This is a genomic window from Arthrobacter sp. MYb213, from assembly GCF_002979915.1.
GTDB lineage: Bacteria > Actinomycetota > Actinomycetes > Actinomycetales > Micrococcaceae > Glutamicibacter.
The window spans coordinates 853369-868940 of record NZ_PCQA01000001.1 but is presented as its reverse complement, the minus strand read 5'-3'; the positions used below and the strand labels follow the sequence as shown (position 1 = coordinate 868940).

10 protein-coding genes are annotated in these 15572 nt (G+C 53.4%); 3 read left to right on the top strand and 7 right to left on the bottom strand.

Translation table 11 applies throughout. From position 1 onward, the window contains the following. Window positions 1-347: 347 nt before the first annotated feature. Window positions 348-1514, bottom strand: coding sequence for a YihY/virulence factor BrkB family protein (locus tag CQ011_RS04030; protein WP_105674822.1), 1167 nt, complete (start codon window positions 1512-1514; stop codon window positions 348-350). Window positions 1515-2517: 1003 nt separating this feature from the next. Between CQ011_RS04030 and CQ011_RS04025 the strand changes: the two genes are divergently transcribed. After that, window positions 2518-2796, top strand: a complete 279-nt coding sequence (locus CQ011_RS04025; protein WP_105674820.1) for a hypothetical protein — start codon at window positions 2518-2520, stop codon at window positions 2794-2796. A gap of 141 nt (window positions 2797-2937) precedes the next feature. On the opposite strand, the gene CQ011_RS04020 is transcribed toward CQ011_RS04025, so the two are convergent. Then, the gene (locus CQ011_RS04020) at window positions 2938-3378 is read right to left on the bottom strand and encodes a hypothetical protein (RefSeq protein WP_105674818.1); all 441 of its coding nucleotides are present in this window, start codon (window positions 3376-3378) and stop codon (window positions 2938-2940) included. Window positions 3379-4811: 1433 nt separating this feature from the next. Further along, window positions 4812-5021: a hypothetical protein gene (locus tag CQ011_RS04010; protein WP_105674814.1), complete on the bottom strand. Its 210-nt coding sequence runs from the start codon at window positions 5019-5021 to the stop codon at window positions 4812-4814. 1658 nt (window positions 5022-6679) lie between these two features. Between CQ011_RS04010 and CQ011_RS04005 the strand changes: the two genes are divergently transcribed. Further along, window positions 6680-7657, top strand: a complete 978-nt coding sequence (locus CQ011_RS04005) for a GGDEF domain-containing protein (protein WP_105674812.1) — start codon at window positions 6680-6682, stop codon at window positions 7655-7657. Window positions 7658-9249: 1592 nt separating this feature from the next. Here the strand turns inward: CQ011_RS04005 and CQ011_RS04000 are convergent. The 3 genes from CQ011_RS04000 to CQ011_RS03990 are packed head-to-tail and all read right to left on the bottom strand — an operon-like array spanning window position 9250 to window position 12274. Further along, the gene (locus CQ011_RS04000) at window positions 9250-10485 is read right to left on the bottom strand and encodes an ABC transporter permease (RefSeq protein ID WP_105674810.1); all 1236 of its coding nucleotides are present in this window, start codon (window positions 10483-10485) and stop codon (window positions 9250-9252) included. After that, on the bottom strand, window positions 10485-11189 hold the full coding sequence (locus tag CQ011_RS03995; protein WP_105674808.1) for an ABC transporter ATP-binding protein: 705 nt from the start codon (window positions 11187-11189) through the stop codon (window positions 10485-10487). The genes CQ011_RS04000 and CQ011_RS03995 overlap by 1 nt, the downstream gene beginning before the upstream one ends. Continuing rightward, on the bottom strand, window positions 11189-12274 hold the full coding sequence (locus tag CQ011_RS03990; RefSeq protein WP_105674806.1) for an efflux RND transporter periplasmic adaptor subunit: 1086 nt from the start codon (window positions 12272-12274) through the stop codon (window positions 11189-11191). Before CQ011_RS03990 ends, CQ011_RS03995 begins: the two co-directional genes overlap by 1 nt. A 336-nt stretch (window positions 12275-12610) precedes the next feature. Here CQ011_RS03990 and CQ011_RS03985 point away from each other — a divergent pair, with 336 nt between their 5' ends. Next, the gene (locus CQ011_RS03985) at window positions 12611-13534 is read left to right on the top strand and encodes an alpha/beta hydrolase fold domain-containing protein (protein ID WP_105674804.1); all 924 of its coding nucleotides are present in this window, start codon (window positions 12611-12613) and stop codon (window positions 13532-13534) included. Window positions 13535-13631: 97 nt separating this feature from the next. Here CQ011_RS03985 and ilvD read toward each other — a convergent pair whose 3' ends face one another. Then, entirely contained in the window at window positions 13632-15560 is a 1929-nt protein-coding gene (ilvD, locus tag CQ011_RS03980; RefSeq protein ID WP_105674802.1) for a dihydroxy-acid dehydratase, read from the bottom strand. Between the last annotated feature and the right edge of the window lie 12 nt (window positions 15561-15572).

Here is a 15572-nt window from a genome sequence, read left to right as displayed (position 1 = left end):
ACCTAGTGATCAGGTTATGTCTCAAAGACACGATTTTCCTTTGCTTTCAGGAATTTAATAGTTTTCTCAAGTGGCATCACCGCACCGAGTCATTTAGAGCACGTATTCGCTGTTTACTGACGGAATCTCTTGCTGGGGCGCATGTTCCACCTGGCTAAGCATTACCGGTGAAAACCAATATCGTCCCGTTTCGGTGCGTCCCGGCCCTAAAGACTGCATCGAGCTAAGCTGACCTGTTGTGTCTTATCCAGAGTGATTGCATACCTCGAAGCGAGGTGACACCTGCGCAGCCAAGGTACTGCCGCAAACGATAGTCGGCGTAGGAGTATGGCAATCTCAGCTCATCCTTACTTTCTGGTGTCGGGTTTGTCCCTAGCCTGCTCCTTGTCTTCGTCTTCCTCATGTTGGAGCTCTGCTGAAATGCGTAATTCCTTGCCTTGTCGGACATCTTTTTCTTCCTTGGCAAGTTGTTTCTCACTCGCCTTGATGTCGCGAGGTGGTAACTGAATTGAACTTTCAGCGGGGATGCCTGATTGCAGTTGGCGTGCACGTTCAACTTCCGCGTCGAAGACAACACCGAAGAGCAACGAAAGATTTCCGATCCAGATCCACAAGAGCAGAACGATGACACCACCAATAGCGCCGTAGGTTTTGTTGTAGTTCGAGAAGTTCGAGACGTAAAAGAAGAACCCAAGGGTCGCTACGCCAAGGATCAGCAGAGCGATCGCTGAGCCGAGGCTAATCCAGCGGATTTTGGGTTGCCGAACATTGGGTGTGCCGTAGTAGAGCAGAGCGATCATGAAGACCGCGGCTAAGACAATGACCGGCCACTTAGCGATATTCCAAATCAGGATTGCCGTTTCACCGAGGCCTATGAGATCGCCCAAGGTGCGCGCTAGCGGTCCCGAGACGACAAGTAGAACCACCAAGAGCGCAGCACATAGAAGTAACACCAGCGTAATGAGTAGCATCAACGGCTTCAGTTTAAACGCTGATCGACCTTCTTGAACATCGTAGATCTGGTTGATTGAGCGACCGAAAGCTCCTACGTAACCGGAAGCGCTCCACAGTGCGCCAATCAGACCTACGGCCAGAGCGAGACCTGCGGACGGGGCAGAAGAGAGTTGCTCAATTGGCTGTTTAAGTGTGTCGACTACCTGATCGCTGGCGAACCGATCCAAGATACTGACCATATTCCGTGTGGTGGTTTCCGCCTGACCTGCAATTCCCAGCAGAGAGACCATAGCCAAGAGCCCCGGGAAGATGGACAGCATTGCGAAGTAGGTTAGCGATGCTGCAAGGTCCGTGCACTTGTTGCGTGAAAACTCGTGTACCGACCGCTTGAAAATGTATTTCCACGAGCTAGCGTGCAGTTGCGTCGGTGAATCGGTTTTTGAATCGTCTTCCGGGTCCGGCGCATACTCATATTTTCTGCGGGTATCGACGGCGGTCCCTTCATTGATTTGAGGATGATCCTCCGTCGGACGTCGCTTTGCCGAATCTGACCTGGACATTCCAATACCTCCGCAACGTCGTTACTAGCACATGTCGATTTTTCAATATTCAAACAGATGCAAGAGAACCGTATCAATGGTTTAGCTGGAATGCTCAGGTAGTACAAAACCACTCGTTGAAGCCAGGTAGCGTACCGGCACTCTCCATAAGTCCATCTCGATCGCTTCCGATCAAAGCTAAAGTCAACAGGGCGGATGGTTGCCAGTTTCTTGCTTCCCGAGATGATACTGAAATACTCGGGAATGTTGGCCCAGCCTCACCTTGATGCAGTACACAGCTACGCGGCATTCCGAAACACAGAACCACCTTACAAACTGCATCCTCACGACCATTAACTGCCGCGTGAACATTAGATATCGAACGTTTATGGAATACACGGATCCGTTCATGTGCTGACTAGGAGCAGAAAATTTGTAGGTTCTCGGGATCCTAGAAACCAGCTACAGAACCGCCATTTTCTCGGACAGAGTGCATTTTTCGAGTGCAGTTGCTCGTGAACTGTTCTGCCTTTTATCCGTTCATTGCAGGTAAAGCTCGTTCCAACAGCAGTCACCTTCGCGTGTAGTTTTTAGGTGTGCTTCATCCTCAGCGTGAGGATGACTAACTCGGAGGAAAACTATTCGTTGAAATACCCCATGCCGTGCAAGGCATAGGCGTCGAAACTGGTTGAAGAGTCTTCTAGGCGTGCAAACTGCTTGCAAGCCATGCAACGTTTTTGCCTACCTTGACTTCAGTAACAGCGAGGCTGGCTCGGGGAATTTTTCTCCCTGGGAGACCTGCGTCATGGTGAAGCCGGAAGACTTTCGTTTAGACTTGCCCAGTACAATCTCATTTCATGCGTTTCCCGGCGCGGGGACTGTTATTGAGCATGGTGTACTTTAGCCTAGCTGGTGTCGGATTTTGTGGGGCTGCTGAGGAATCAACTCCGGACTTGACGTATACCTATTACCCGGCAGTAGTGTCAATCAACCGCAGGGCTATCGGACAACCCAGGAATTCACTTTGAACACTCACCGTAAAAACATTCATCTGTCGCTCTCGTATGACCAGTATGATGACCTGACCAGCGCTTTGGAAACCCACCGCGACAGGTTGCAGCAGTTCGCCCTGGAGTCGGTTAACGGTTTCGGTTTAGACACCGCTTATTGGTCTCACCGCGTCGTAGAGGTCCAAGACCTGCTAGAGGCAGTGCATCGCCTCGCGGCAGGAGAAAATCCCGACGCGGTGAAGCAAGACCTGCAGAATCTACCTCCCGAGTCACACGAGAATCCAAGCTCGTAATCTGTACCCTTGGGATACTGTACCTCGACCTAGTAACTGCGCCGGATTAGGTTTTTAGGCTGTAAATGCCATGAGGGTAGCTGGCAATTGGTCAAGAATCTTGGAGAGTTTAAAGTAGACCTATCGGGTCGACATTTGAATTTAGCGATTGCGGGGTGTCAGTGGATGCTCTGAACCAGAGTTATCGCTACTGACGTATAGGGGGATCTGGTGGATGCCGGCGCTGTGAGCCCAAAAAGCAACCCGGAAAGTCGTAAGCCTGTTTTCGCTGTGCCTGACACAGAGCTCTGAAAGCGTAGTCCCGACCGGCACCGGAGCTACTTTCGCGAAGATAGGGCTGGGGACCGTGATATGCCAAAGCTGAAGTTCCTCAGATGGAGTACCGGTGAGAACCAGAATCACGGCCCGTCCATGAACGGAAACAAAACCCATGACATCTTCTACCAGCTCAGCGCTGTGCGCGAAGACTGCTGGCATGCCTTCGACCCATCCATAGGCGATGAGATGTCGCTTGGTCTCGGGACACTGCATGAGCCCATTGAAGCGCTGGATGGTATTTGCATGTAGTTCAGGTGTGTTCATATCTTCCTCCGTTGACAGCAGCTATCGATAGCTGCTGGACCACGAGCTTTCCTGAAACCTATTCAGGCGCGTTCCCCGTGTGTCGCCTCAGGCGCTCGGTGATCTTCGTGGAGTGATCTACTAAGGATATGTTCCCGGCGAAATCTAATAAAGTCTCATGCCTCGCAAATTTTGGCGAGGAACTAGGCCGTGTTGAAGTAGATTCCTACGAATGACCTAATCAACACGGAAAGGTGCTATTTAATTGGTGTAGAAGGTGTGTGGAAGATCTCCCTCGCTCTAACTATTTAACGGGCAGGGATCTTCCAAGTGAACCGACACGGAAGCATGCTCTAACTAGTTGCCAAGCAGGGTTACGACCACTGGTTTTACATTTGCAATCCTTGTCTTAAAGATGTGATGTCTCGCCACGGCGCTAAATAATTTCAAAACTAGTTAAGTCTGGTTGTCACAAACGGTTGAGTGCACGGTAGTGGGCCAATTTATGCTTTTCTGTCCACACAAGCACGCAGCTCTAGCCTCTTCAGTGTCGTGTAGCGCCAGAGTAGCTTTGATGCTGCGGCTGGATGGGAAGTGTCGAGGTATCCCGAATAGAACATGATGTATACCGCTGGACTTACCATGCGCGAAGTATCAGATCTATGTCATTGGCAATGCGCCGCCAACCTCCATCATTTTCAGATGACAAGAAATACGCAGCAGGCACGAGGCAGCACTGACTGCTAGAGGAATGGAGTCTGATTCTTCGCTGCACTCGGGCCGCGGACGTTCATCCGTGTGCCTTGTGCGACCTTTAGACGGTGATCAATCATGCTGAAGTGCAAAGGTCCGGTGAAAGGTCATTCCTCAGCCTTTGCTAGGAGTATTGATTGGCACCTTGTATCTCCTACAGGGCATACCTAGCGTTGACCACGTTAGGAACCAACGATCAAGGGAGGACACCATATCTGAGCACGACGCCAATAAGCAACTCGGGAATTTCGGCAATGCTGAAAGTCAAGAAACGAAACGGTCCGGCGATGGAGAGGACTCCAATGGTTCAGAGAACATTGGAAAGCCTACCGACATCCAGCAATCTTACGGCGCGGAGGGATCTAACAACCAAGAAGACTCTTCAAATGCCACAGGCGACGTGGAAACTTCGGAGGATGCCACCGACATTCAGCAATCTTACGGCGGCGGCGATAAAACAGGTGATCGTGCGAACTCGGAGACCAGGGACTCCTAATAGCTGGGAGCAGTTCTTTCTGTTGGCTTCACCAAATTATTGATAGTGCTTGCCCTCCACTTTTCCGATGCGGAGGGCAAGCATTTTACTGCGTCAGCCAGAAGGCCGCGAAAGTTTTTCGGCCTACGCCGGTGGTTTTTATCCTGTTAGCATCCTGCTTCGGACCGCCCGTTGAGTTGTTTAGGCTGTTAGAACTGGCGAATAGTCAGAAACCTCCCCAGCATTTGAGCGTCTTTAGCCATATGGAGTTTTCAACGTCCACCAATAAGAACGCGGGTGGATCGTTGGTCTGTGCGAACACGACAACGCCGGTCACGGTCAGTTTGTATCCGGCACGCCGAAAGGGCGCGACCATAGGGGCATTGGTGGTATCTGTCGTTCCGGCAATCTGTGAATCACCATCGTCAAAGTGCATGATCGTGATCTCTGCGAGAAGATCATCTACCAGGTCTTGCCCGTGGTACTTCGGACTGACGCCGAGATAACTTACGCTAGTGCTGTATGCGCTGCGGGAGGCAATGATGAACCCGACGCATTCTTCCTAGTCGTTCTACGCTAGCCGCCACATCTCTCGCTTGCCGGGAAGACTCTGGTAAAACTAGAGATCATCACCAGGCTGGCTACCGTGCCCAGTTCGGTAAGGTCCCTTTGGGTGTTGATGACAAGGATTCAATGAGCGACGGTGGCAAACACTTTTAGAACTGTGTCATCATCCGCGGGCTTGAACCTCAGCCGAACGTCGCGCCGAGGCTGCTGCGTGAATGCACCATCGGACCGCGGTAACGGCGTCGGGTCTTCTTTCCAGTTTGCGGCGCATCCATGTTCAAGTCCGGGAGCGAAAGGATTCCCGCCGCGAGGAATGCAGAATTTCCGGCACGAACCAGGTCACCTGCGATTGAGCCTGGATTGGGGCTCGCCGAGTCGACCCAGAGTCAGTCAAGTGAAATGGGGTGCTCTGAATCCGGTAGGCACCACCACAAAGCACGAGCGACCAGATAACCGCCAACTTCATAAATCCAGCTAGTTTTTGGGCCTAGATGGCTGAAATTGTGAGAAAGCGTTCCGGGGAATCCCCGGAACGCTTTACTCTACCTCGCGAAAAGGTTATTCAACTATGTACGCCGTATGAGTTCACATCTCGATCATAAACCGAGCATCTGGAACAAAAAGGCGTGCTCTATGCAGCTCAGGGGAATGACAGAGGTCAAGTTGCAACGAATGCAATAACCGTCCGACACGCTCAATCGTCAGCTTGAACAAGAAAGAGTGCCACTACATAGGTGATTTCTGGGAATTACATGGTGCCGTGAAATCGTCAAATTTATTGTCGAAGCATTGGTAGAGCGGACAGGTGAAGCGCTGTCATAACTCTGACCGATCACACAGGGTGGACTTCGCATGTGCAAAGGAGTTTATAAATTCAGGAAATTCTCATGAACAATACGGCAGCGCGCAGGAATATGCGGCCTATATTGGCCGGTAAGTCGGAAAGAGACTCAACACCGGTGTTCGGAAGTTGATGCCAAGGCTGCCCACGGTCCGAGTCGGCGAGGTCACCGGATCGTTTAGTGTTTCCTGGACCAGTTTCTGGCCCGAGGTCGACTACTTCCTCTTCAGACATCTAACGCTCACTACTATGGTGTTTGCGGTCCCGGCGCAGGCGAAGTACGCAACCCTATTATTAGCCTTGCAAGGACGCCAACCGTTGTTGGGCCGACTGCGACGGCCAGCTCAGATACATCCTGCGAAGCGAGCTACCGTTGAAACTCATACATTTATCTCTGGCTCGCCTACTCTCTTCACAAAATTATCTCAGCGGGTCAATCTGCATATTAGGTATTTTTTTGGGGGGCAACAGATCTGCCTCGTCAACCGTGAACGGGAACGTATCGGCGTATGGGAATTTTCGCCAATCCAACGGTCACCATCGAGTAAAATCCTAATAATTGCTATTCGGGTAGTTGGATTGGGTATAGCACCCGAATCCCTTTCCCAAGCAGAGGGTATGTTGGATTCAATTCATGACCCTAATTGCATGTTCTCGTCAGAGCCGTATGGAGGATAAAGCCTAAGATGACACTCATCGCGGAAGATACACAGGCATTCAACGGTGCCCAGATATTCACCGATTCTGCAGAGCAAGCTATTGCTTATCTTAAAGCACATACCCCGCTGACAGACTGGTCTGTTTCTCGCGTGATCGATGGAGAACAGGTCCACCTGCACGTTGAGCCGGATCAGTTGCTCACGACTGGTCAACGTGTTGAGTGGGAAGAATCGTTGTGCAGTCGAATGGCCAATGGTGCTGCTCATGTTGTGGGAAATACACTTCTAGATCCCGACTATTCGAGTATGCGATTTTCAGCCAAGGTGGGTGCTTATGCCGGTTACACCATCAGTGATGACCGGGATGAGATGTTTGGTGTCCTGTGCGGGGTGCGCACCGATCCGCTCACTGAGGAAGAGAAAATAGATGAAGAACTCGTTGCTCTGATTAGTTCACTTCTATCTGCTCAATTGAAGCTCGCGAGAGTAGCTGATAGGGAGCGGAGAAATAGCGAACTATCCGACGCTTTGGCGCAAACAGACGCTTTGACTGGACTGCTCAACCGTCGCGGCTGGGACAAGATCACCGATGATGCTCAAGAACGCCTTGAAGCGTTCGGAGATGCCGTCTCTGTCGCGGTGATAGACCTCAATGGGCTCAAGGAGGTAAACGACATTCAAGGCCATATCGCTGGAGACAATTTGTTGCAACGTACTGGCGAGATCCTGAGGGATAAGAGCACCGAATCATGCCGTGTCGCCCGATACGGAGGCGATGAGTTCATGATTTTGGCCAACGGAGTGCCTCCATCCCATACGGAATCATATTTCTCAGCATTTGCCGAGGCCTTGGAAGACGCCGGGATCGCTGTCGCCATGGGATATTGTTCAGCTCAGCCAGGCCGGACCAACCTTGAGCAGTGCATTGCCGAGGCTGATGCCTCAATGTATCGGCAGAAATATCAGTATTCCGCTCGGACCAGCGGGTCTGAGCAGACGAGCTAAAAGGTTGACCGAAAGTTCGAAGAGATTAACCGCATTTCCTGTCATCGAATAAAGGTATGAAACCCCGAATTTAAGCCATTTATATTTCTACCACTCTCGTTGAAGTGCGGATTCATCATGTCCAAGGGAATTCCAAGCTGTTCTCTTCATCCAGACGACTTTCAATCGCGATGGCGTCCCGGTTAGATCAATGATTTCCCCAAGGATGAAGCCTGCACCAAGAGGTGGCCTAATTCTTGTGAGAAGAACCGATAGCTGATGCGCGGCACGCGTGACCCATACGGGCCAGTGTTCAAGTTCTGTGAGATGAGCGAATCGATTTGGCCAGTTGCAAGCCCTAGCCGTCGGCCAAAATATTTCAGGAAAATATTGAGTGATAGTTCCCTATCCCGCCCAAAGGTTCTGCTTGCGTCCAATGGCTCAGATTATCTTTTGGACCGTCGTGGACCCGATATGTTGCCAGAAGAATAGTCGAACTTTTTTGGCGCAAAGGACTTGCCTAACAAACTTCTTTTTCGTCGTCCGGTTTTACCTCGGAGTAGATAACGTAATCTCCTACATCCCACGATTTCGAATCTCTTGAGGTTGCAAAGTAGTGGAACGAGATGCCGCGAGCCTTTGCTTTTCTCCCGCAGCCACCGTCATTAACGACGACATGAGACCCCAAAGAAGCCTGTGCAGGACTAGCGGAAACGAATAATCTTCCTCAATACACGGCAGGGCTGGAAGAATCCTAAAAATTCTACGCGTGTAGTCCGAGTTCGCGCGTAGTAGTCCAAAGAATTGGAACCATATGTGCTCGGTTGAAGGTCGCCGAGTGAAAATTCTTTCGACTTTGAATGAACCTTATTGTGGAGCGCGCTCGCAGCTGACTTAGAAATCCCTGTCCAAAGTCCCGGTCTCATTCGTCGGAATCAGTGAGCTGGCAACTCCTGAGAGGCTCGTGACTGATGAGGACGGCGTCCACACCATAGTCGCTGCTGTGCCTGAAATCCGTAGGCTCCTCGATCCGCTGGTGGGTGCCCCTACCGTCAGGGTGATCACGGTCTTGGGGACCCCGGCTATGGTGACTGTGGACGTTGTGATGCTGGCGTTAAGTACTACTGTTTTTCTGTTCTTGACGAAGTTGCCTTTGGTGTTGACTGACCCAAGACTAACTGTGCTTCCTTGCCGTTGGATATCCACGGTGTCACCGCTATTACCGGTTCCCAGTCCTTGCACGTTGCCGTCGCGAAGTCTGAGCGTTACGGGGAGTGAAATTCCCTGCCAGTCTGGGGTAACCAATGCTAGGTTTACGCCACTACCGAAGGATGCTTATTTACTTCGAGGGTGACCTTGCTTCGCGCTGTTTAGACCCCGCGGGGTGCCATGATCTTCCCGACGATGCTATGTGACCACAGGATACTGCTGAGGGGTCCGGAGTAACGGCGACGAGCGCAAAAAACTTCTCCGGAACGCGATCTTTGAAGAGCTAAGTTAGTAGGAGCAGTTCCAGTAGCCGTTAATTGCCCGTGCTGTTCAGTGGAAAAGTGAGGGCACCGACTAGGACTTGTTTTCCCAGAAGGTGCCCTCAGCTCCAGAACTCCAATGAATCAAACGCGGATCGCGTCCACAATACGTACCCGGGCCGCTACCAGCGCAGGCAGCACACCGGTGAGCGCTCCGACGGCGATGGAAACTCCCATGCCCAGCAGGGCTGCATCCACCGGGAAACCTGGCATGTCATCTATCCCCATGGCCAGCACGGAGTTGATCAGCTTCGGATTTGTCACCAGGGCTACGGAGATCATCACGCCGAGTCCGCCGGCCACGGCCGTGGCTACAACACTTTCCATCATCACCGAGAAGAAGATGCGTCCGGTGGTGGCGCCGAAGCTTCGACGAATACCGACCTCGCGGATTCTCTGCTTCATGGTCACCATTGCCACGTTGAGCAGGCTGAGTGATCCCAAGAGCAAGATGATCCCTGAGATCCCACCGACCACCAGGCTCAGCTGTGACAGAGTTTCGTCGGCACCCCACGCCAAGTAATCCTGACGATTAGAATCCACCATGTAGCCAGGCAATTCCGCGCGCATCTGTCGCGCAAATTCGAAGGCTAATTCTTCAGATCCTTCGATGGGAACCCACATGACATAACTGACGTCATCCAGCGGCGCGCTTGATGCAAACCAATGCTCATAGGTTTGTGGCAACATCCATAATTCTCCGCCCATTCCCATATCTCTGGTGGAGGTCGCCCCAATCACCGTCACCGATACGGTATCGCCGCCGCTCTTTAAATCGATGGTCGCCGGCAAAGAACCCTTATCTAGTCCCAGCTCGGTGAACAATCCTTTGTCTACTACTACCGCCGGAGAAAGGTTCTTTGCGTCCTCGGATTCCAGCCAGCGTCCGTGCTGGGCGAAGATGCGGTGCATTGGCCCATAACTAGGGTCAACTACTTGAACGGTGGTCTCAGCGTTCAGGCCCTGATAGGAGGCCTGCGGCCCGTAGGTTCGCCCAATCATTGAAGTGTATTCAATATTGAAGCGTTCGCTAGTCTTGGCGAAAGCCTGCGAAACTTCTGCCGAGCTACGCGGGATTCCTTGGCCTGAAGGATCCATGGCATAGGTGGAGATCAATGCCGGACGTCCCTGACGTTCGAGCTGTTCGGTCATCATTTGTTTTGCCATCGAGGCGCCGGCCACCGCGGTAGTCAGTGAGGCCACAGCGATAGTGACACCGATGAGTGAGAGCAGTACCCGTAGCTTGTGAATGCGCAACTCTTGCCAAGCTTCGAGCAAGGCAGCAACAAATCCGGTAGCCATGTGTGCAAGGTTATTCATTAGGCAACCTCCAGACTTAGCGGATGAAGTAACCCGGATTCAAGACGGAACTGTTGGCGAGCCAGTGCCGCCACATTGGCATCATGAGTAATGGTGATGAGAGCAGCTCCGGAGTCAACGGTGGCAGCGTCCAGTAATTCCATGACCGCACGCCCGGTAGATACATCTAGCGCGCCGGTGGGCTCATCGGCCAGCACCACACGTGGCCGGCGCACCAATGCGCGCGCGATGGCCACACGTTGTTGTTCGCCTCCCGAGAGGGTTTGCGGCATCGAATCGAGTCTGCTGCCAAGCCCCACGCGGTCAAGTGCCTCGCTGGCCAACTTGCGTCGTTGCCAGAAGTCGCGTCCGCTGGCGTACATCAGCGGTGCCATCACGTTTTCCAGGGCGGTTCGCCCGGGCAACAAGTTGAATTGCTGGAACACAAACCCCAGGTCTCGTCCGCGGGCGGCGGCTGCACGCCTGGCACTGAGCCCGGAAGCATCTTTACCGCGCCAAGCAACGGTTCCGGAGGTAGGACGGTCCAATAATCCAAGGATGTTGAGCAGGGTAGATTTGCCAGTACCGGAGCGTCCCACAATGGCGATGTGATCGCCTTCGGTGACGGTCAGGTTGATTCCATTGAGGATGTGTAGCTGGCTGTCATCAGGCAACAGCACGCTGCGGGTGACATCTGTGAGCTGTAGCAGCTGAGCTGCGCTCATCAGGGGTAGATCTCCATTCCCATTTCCTCATCAAATTCCTGATCTGGAACTGGATCTGACCCTGGAACGTAGCGCAGTACTTCACTCTCGGCTTTAAGCCCGGAAATGACCTCGATGATTTTGCCGTCGGTAACACCAAGTTCAACTTCGGTGCGGATTTCCTTGCCATTCTCGTCCAGTCGCCAGACCGCGCCCTGACCTACCAATCCACGCACGGTACTGACCGGTACGGTCAACACGTTCTCAGCGGATCCCGCCTCGATGTCCATGTTCATGGTGAGCCCGTCAAAAACGACGATATCCGCTGGAACCTCGCAGGAGATCTCGCTACCCGAGCTGTTCTCAGTCTGGGATTGACCGCTCATGGTCTCCATACCTGCATCCGAATCTTGATCCTTGGAAGAATCGGAGGATGGGGCGGAAGTGTCACCTACCCGCAGGTTTTTGCAGGTGAAAGGTTCTGGTCCACCATCGATGGTGACCGTAGCTTCCAGAGTTGAATCGGTGAGTCGGTAACGGTCCAAAGGATTGATGGTGCCGACCGCGGTGAAGTTTTGCGGCTGCACCTTGGCCAGGTCTGCGCCCTTGGTGACTTCATCATTTAGCTCAATATCAAACTTGGTGACCTTGCCGGTGGCTGGTGCGTAGATATCGCGGTAGCTCACTACAGGCTTCCCGGAGCTCGAAGAAACCTGATCGGTGGCTGCATCGGAGTCAACCTCGGAATCAACCTGGTCGGTGGCCTCGGGCATGGTTTCGATAAGCATCTGGAAGATGCGATCTCCCTTGCTCACGTTGTCCCCGGGTTTCACGAAGGCCCAATTGACCACGCCATCTGCCGGGGCATTAAGCGACTGTGATTCTAGGAGCTTGATGGTGCCGGCAATTTTCAGCGTGTTCTCGATGGTAGAGGTTTCCACCATGACGGTTTCGGCAGGTACTTCGCCGGTGGGGTATAGCTGGTCGTCTTGGGCCGAGGCACTGCCGGTAAAGGCGAGTTTCACGAGGCTGACGGCAATCAGTGCGCCTATCAGTAACCAGACGGTGGGCAGGATGAAGCGGCGGAATACGCGGCGTTGACTCATAGAGCGGCTCTTTTCACCACCCTATCGAACCAAATCGTTTGGTAAATTCTAGGTATAAACACGCTAATTAGTGAGCTTTACCTAATCGTTATGGATTTTCATACCACAGGTCAGTCTCGTGATGCCCCTATGGAATCAAGCTGGCAGATGTTTTAGGGTGCGGAAAGTAGAAACTAGCTGTTTGAATCCTGTGTGCGTGGTGGATCTGAGAAGAACCATTTGTTGTCTAGGGAGCTCTCACGACGAGCTGCCGAAATGGATCATGGATGCTCACCATCATCTGTGCACTTCAGTAGGGTAAGCATAGCTAGCCAATAAATGCTTGAAAGGATACCTATGGGCCTCACCGTGCCTGAGTCCGTAATCCCGCTGGCGCTTAAAGCTATAGGTGCCAACAAGCCGTTTGTGACCGAAGCAGGGGCTCGGAAACACCTCAAGAAACGCTATCTACGCCCCATTCCCTTTGGGCCCCCGGCAAGGCTTCGAGGTGTACGCGTAGAACGCCGATTATCGGATCCTTCGGGATGGCCGGTATACGACGTACAACCGGCAAAGAAGACTTTCTCACGGCGCGGCACGGACTGCGTAGTGGTGTACGTTCACGGCGGCGGTTGGGTCAACGAGATTGCCAGTCAGCATTGGCAGATCATTGCACGCATTGCTCGGGAAACCGGACAACGAGTGGTGGTTCCTATATACCCACTCCTGCCGCTAGGCAACGCGCGTCAGGTTTGCGAGACAACCGTAAATCTGGTCCGTGCGGAAGCGGAAGCAACAAAGCAGGTCCGAATTGCCGGTGATTCTTCTGGCGGTCAAATTGCACTATCCGCGGCATTGAAATTACGTGATGCGGGAATCGACTTGCAGGGGATCACCTTGCTCGCTCCTGCGCTGGACCTCACGTGGACCAATCCGGAAATTGATATCGTGCAACCCAGCGATCCGTGGCTTGGGGTTCCGGGTGGCCGGGTACTTTCCGAAGCCTGGCGCGGTTCAGATGATGTGACTGATCCGGTAGTGAGTCCGTTATCCGGAGACATGGTTGGGCTGGGCCCCCTGACGATAGTGGTAGGCACCAGAGATGTGCTTAACCCGGATGCTCATCAACTGCGGCGTAAAGCAGAAGCAGCTGGAGTATCGGTAACCTGGCACGAAGCCCCAGACCAATTACACGTATTTGCACTACTGCCAACAAAAGCCGGAGAACTCGGTGCACAACAAGTTATAGCGAGCCTGCAACCGGCTGATCCGGGGAAATAAGGCACTGCGTATTCTGTCCGACAACGCGCGAACGCCCGTGATGTCCTAAATACTTAGGAGATCACGGGCGTCTTTGCGTACTGAGAAACCGGGCTAATTAGGCCTTGGCGGTTTCGGTAGTTCGAAGGGCTGCTGCCGCGCGCTCATCAGCTTCGCGCAACGCACGCTCCACACGATCTACGTCGCGCACGGCGCCCTTATCTGCGGACAACGCCATAGCTGCGTATGCACGTAGCGCAGGGGAAACCACTCGTTCGCGGCTGACCGGACGGTAACCGGTAGTTGCCAACAGGCGCTCGCGGCGCTCTGCCAAGACATCATCTGAGACGTTCAGCGTGAGGTCACGGGTTGGGATATCAATGGAGATAATGTCCCCGTCTTCTACCAAGGCGATCATTCCACCGGATGCTGCTTCGGGGGAGACATGTCCAATGGAAAGTCCCGAGGTGCCGCCGGAGAAGCGGCCATCGGTGATGAGCGCGCAAGTCTTACCCAGACCGCGTCCCTTGAGGAAGGAGGTCGGGTAAAGCATTTCCTGCATGCCCGGACCGCCCTTTGGACCTTCATAACGGATGACTACAACGTCGCCGGCCTTGACCTGCTTGTTGAGGATCTTCTCGACTGCTTCATCCTGAGACTCGCAGACGACTGCCGGTCCGCTAAAGGTCCAGATGGATGGGTCTACGCCGGCGGTCTTAACAACCGCACCATCTACGGCGATGTTGCCGCGCAGTACTGCCAGTCCGCCATCTTGGGAGAAAGCGTGCTCTACCGAGTGGATGCAACCCTCGGCGGCGTCAGTGTCTAGTTCTTCCCAACGCGCTGACTGTGAGCCGGCGGTGGAAGAACGTACGCCACCTGGAGCGGCATGCCATAATTCGCGAGCTTCCTCGCTGGCTTTACCGCCACGGATGTCCCACTCGTCTAGCCATTCGCCCATAGTTGCTGCATGAACCGTGTGAACGGTGTCATCCAGGAGACCACCACGGCGAAGCTCACCCAGGATAGCTGGGATACCACCGGCACGGTGAACATCTTCCATGTAGTAGATCTTCCCGGCTCCGGCGGAGTTCGGAGCGACCTTAGCAAGGCAAGGAACCCGGCCAGAGATTTCATTGATTTCTTCTAAACCAAACTCAACGCCGGCCTCATGTGCGGCGGCCAGCAGGTGCAAGATGGTGTTGGTGGAGCCGCCCATGGCGATATCCAAGGTCATCGCGTTGCCGAAGGCCTCGATGGTGGCGATATTGCGGGGCAGTACCGTCTCGTCGCTGTCCGCATAGTAACGGTTGGCGATATCCACGATGGTCTTACCGGCATTTTGATACAGTGCGGTGCGTGCAGTGTGGGTAGCCAGAGTAGAGCCATTTCCTGGCAGAGCCAAGCCCATGGCCTCGGTGAGGCAGTTCATAGAGTTTGCGGTGAACATGCCAGAGCATGAACCACAGGTAGGGCAAGCGGATTCTTCGATACGCAGTAGGTCTGCATCAGAGACGTTCTCATTGACTGCCTCGGAGATGGCGTCTACTAGGTCCAAGGTGCGCACGGTGCCATCTACCAAGGTGGCGCGGCCGGACTCCATAGGGCCACCGGAAACGAACACGGTAGGGATATTCAAACGTAAGGCTGCCATGAGCATGCCTGGGGTGATCTTGTCACAGTTAGAGATACAGATCAGTGCATCCGCGCAGTGGGCGTTGACCATGTACTCCACCGAGTCGGCAATCAGATCTCGTGATGGCAACGAGTAGAGCATGCCACCGTGACCCATGGCGATACCGTCATCTACGGCGATGGTGTTAAATTCGCGGGGAATACCACCGGCTTCAATAATCGCCTCGGAGACGATACGACCAACAGGCTGCAGGTGGGTGTGGCCTGGAACGAATTCGGTGAAGCTATTTGCTACGGCAATGATTGGCTTGCGGCCTAGATCTGCGCCGTTGACGCCGGCTGCGCGAAGCAGCGCACGGGCGCCTGCCATGTTGCGGCCGTGGGTGATGGTGTGAGAGCGATATGTGGTCATTTTAAAATCTCA

Bases quoted from the DNA above. Each gene is read 5' to 3' on its own strand.
- CQ011_RS03985 (WP_105674804.1), top strand. From the start codon at position 12,611: ATGGGCCTCACCGTGCCTGAGTCCGTAATCCCGCTGGCGCTTAAAGCT.
- CQ011_RS04005 (WP_105674812.1), top strand. From the start codon at position 6,680: ATGACACTCATCGCGGAAGATACACAGGCATTCAACGGTGCCCAGATA.
- CQ011_RS04030 (WP_105674822.1), bottom strand. From the start codon at position 1,514: ATGTCCAGGTCAGATTCGGCAAAGCGACGTCCGACGGAGGATCATCCT.
- CQ011_RS04010 (WP_105674814.1), bottom strand. From the start codon at position 5,021: ATGCACTTTGACGATGGTGATTCACAGATTGCCGGAACGACAGATACC.
- CQ011_RS03990 (WP_105674806.1), bottom strand. From the start codon at position 12,274: ATGAGTCAACGCCGCGTATTCCGCCGCTTCATCCTGCCCACCGTCTGG.
- ilvD (WP_105674802.1), bottom strand. From the start codon at position 15,560: ATGACCACATATCGCTCTCACACCATCACCCACGGCCGCAACATGGCA.
- CQ011_RS03995 (WP_105674808.1), bottom strand. From the start codon at position 11,189: ATGAGCGCAGCTCAGCTGCTACAGCTCACAGATGTCACCCGCAGCGTG.
- CQ011_RS04020 (WP_105674818.1), bottom strand. From the start codon at position 3,378: ATGAACACACCTGAACTACATGCAAATACCATCCAGCGCTTCAATGGG.
- CQ011_RS04000 (WP_105674810.1), bottom strand. From the start codon at position 10,485: ATGAATAACCTTGCACACATGGCTACCGGATTTGTTGCTGCCTTGCTC.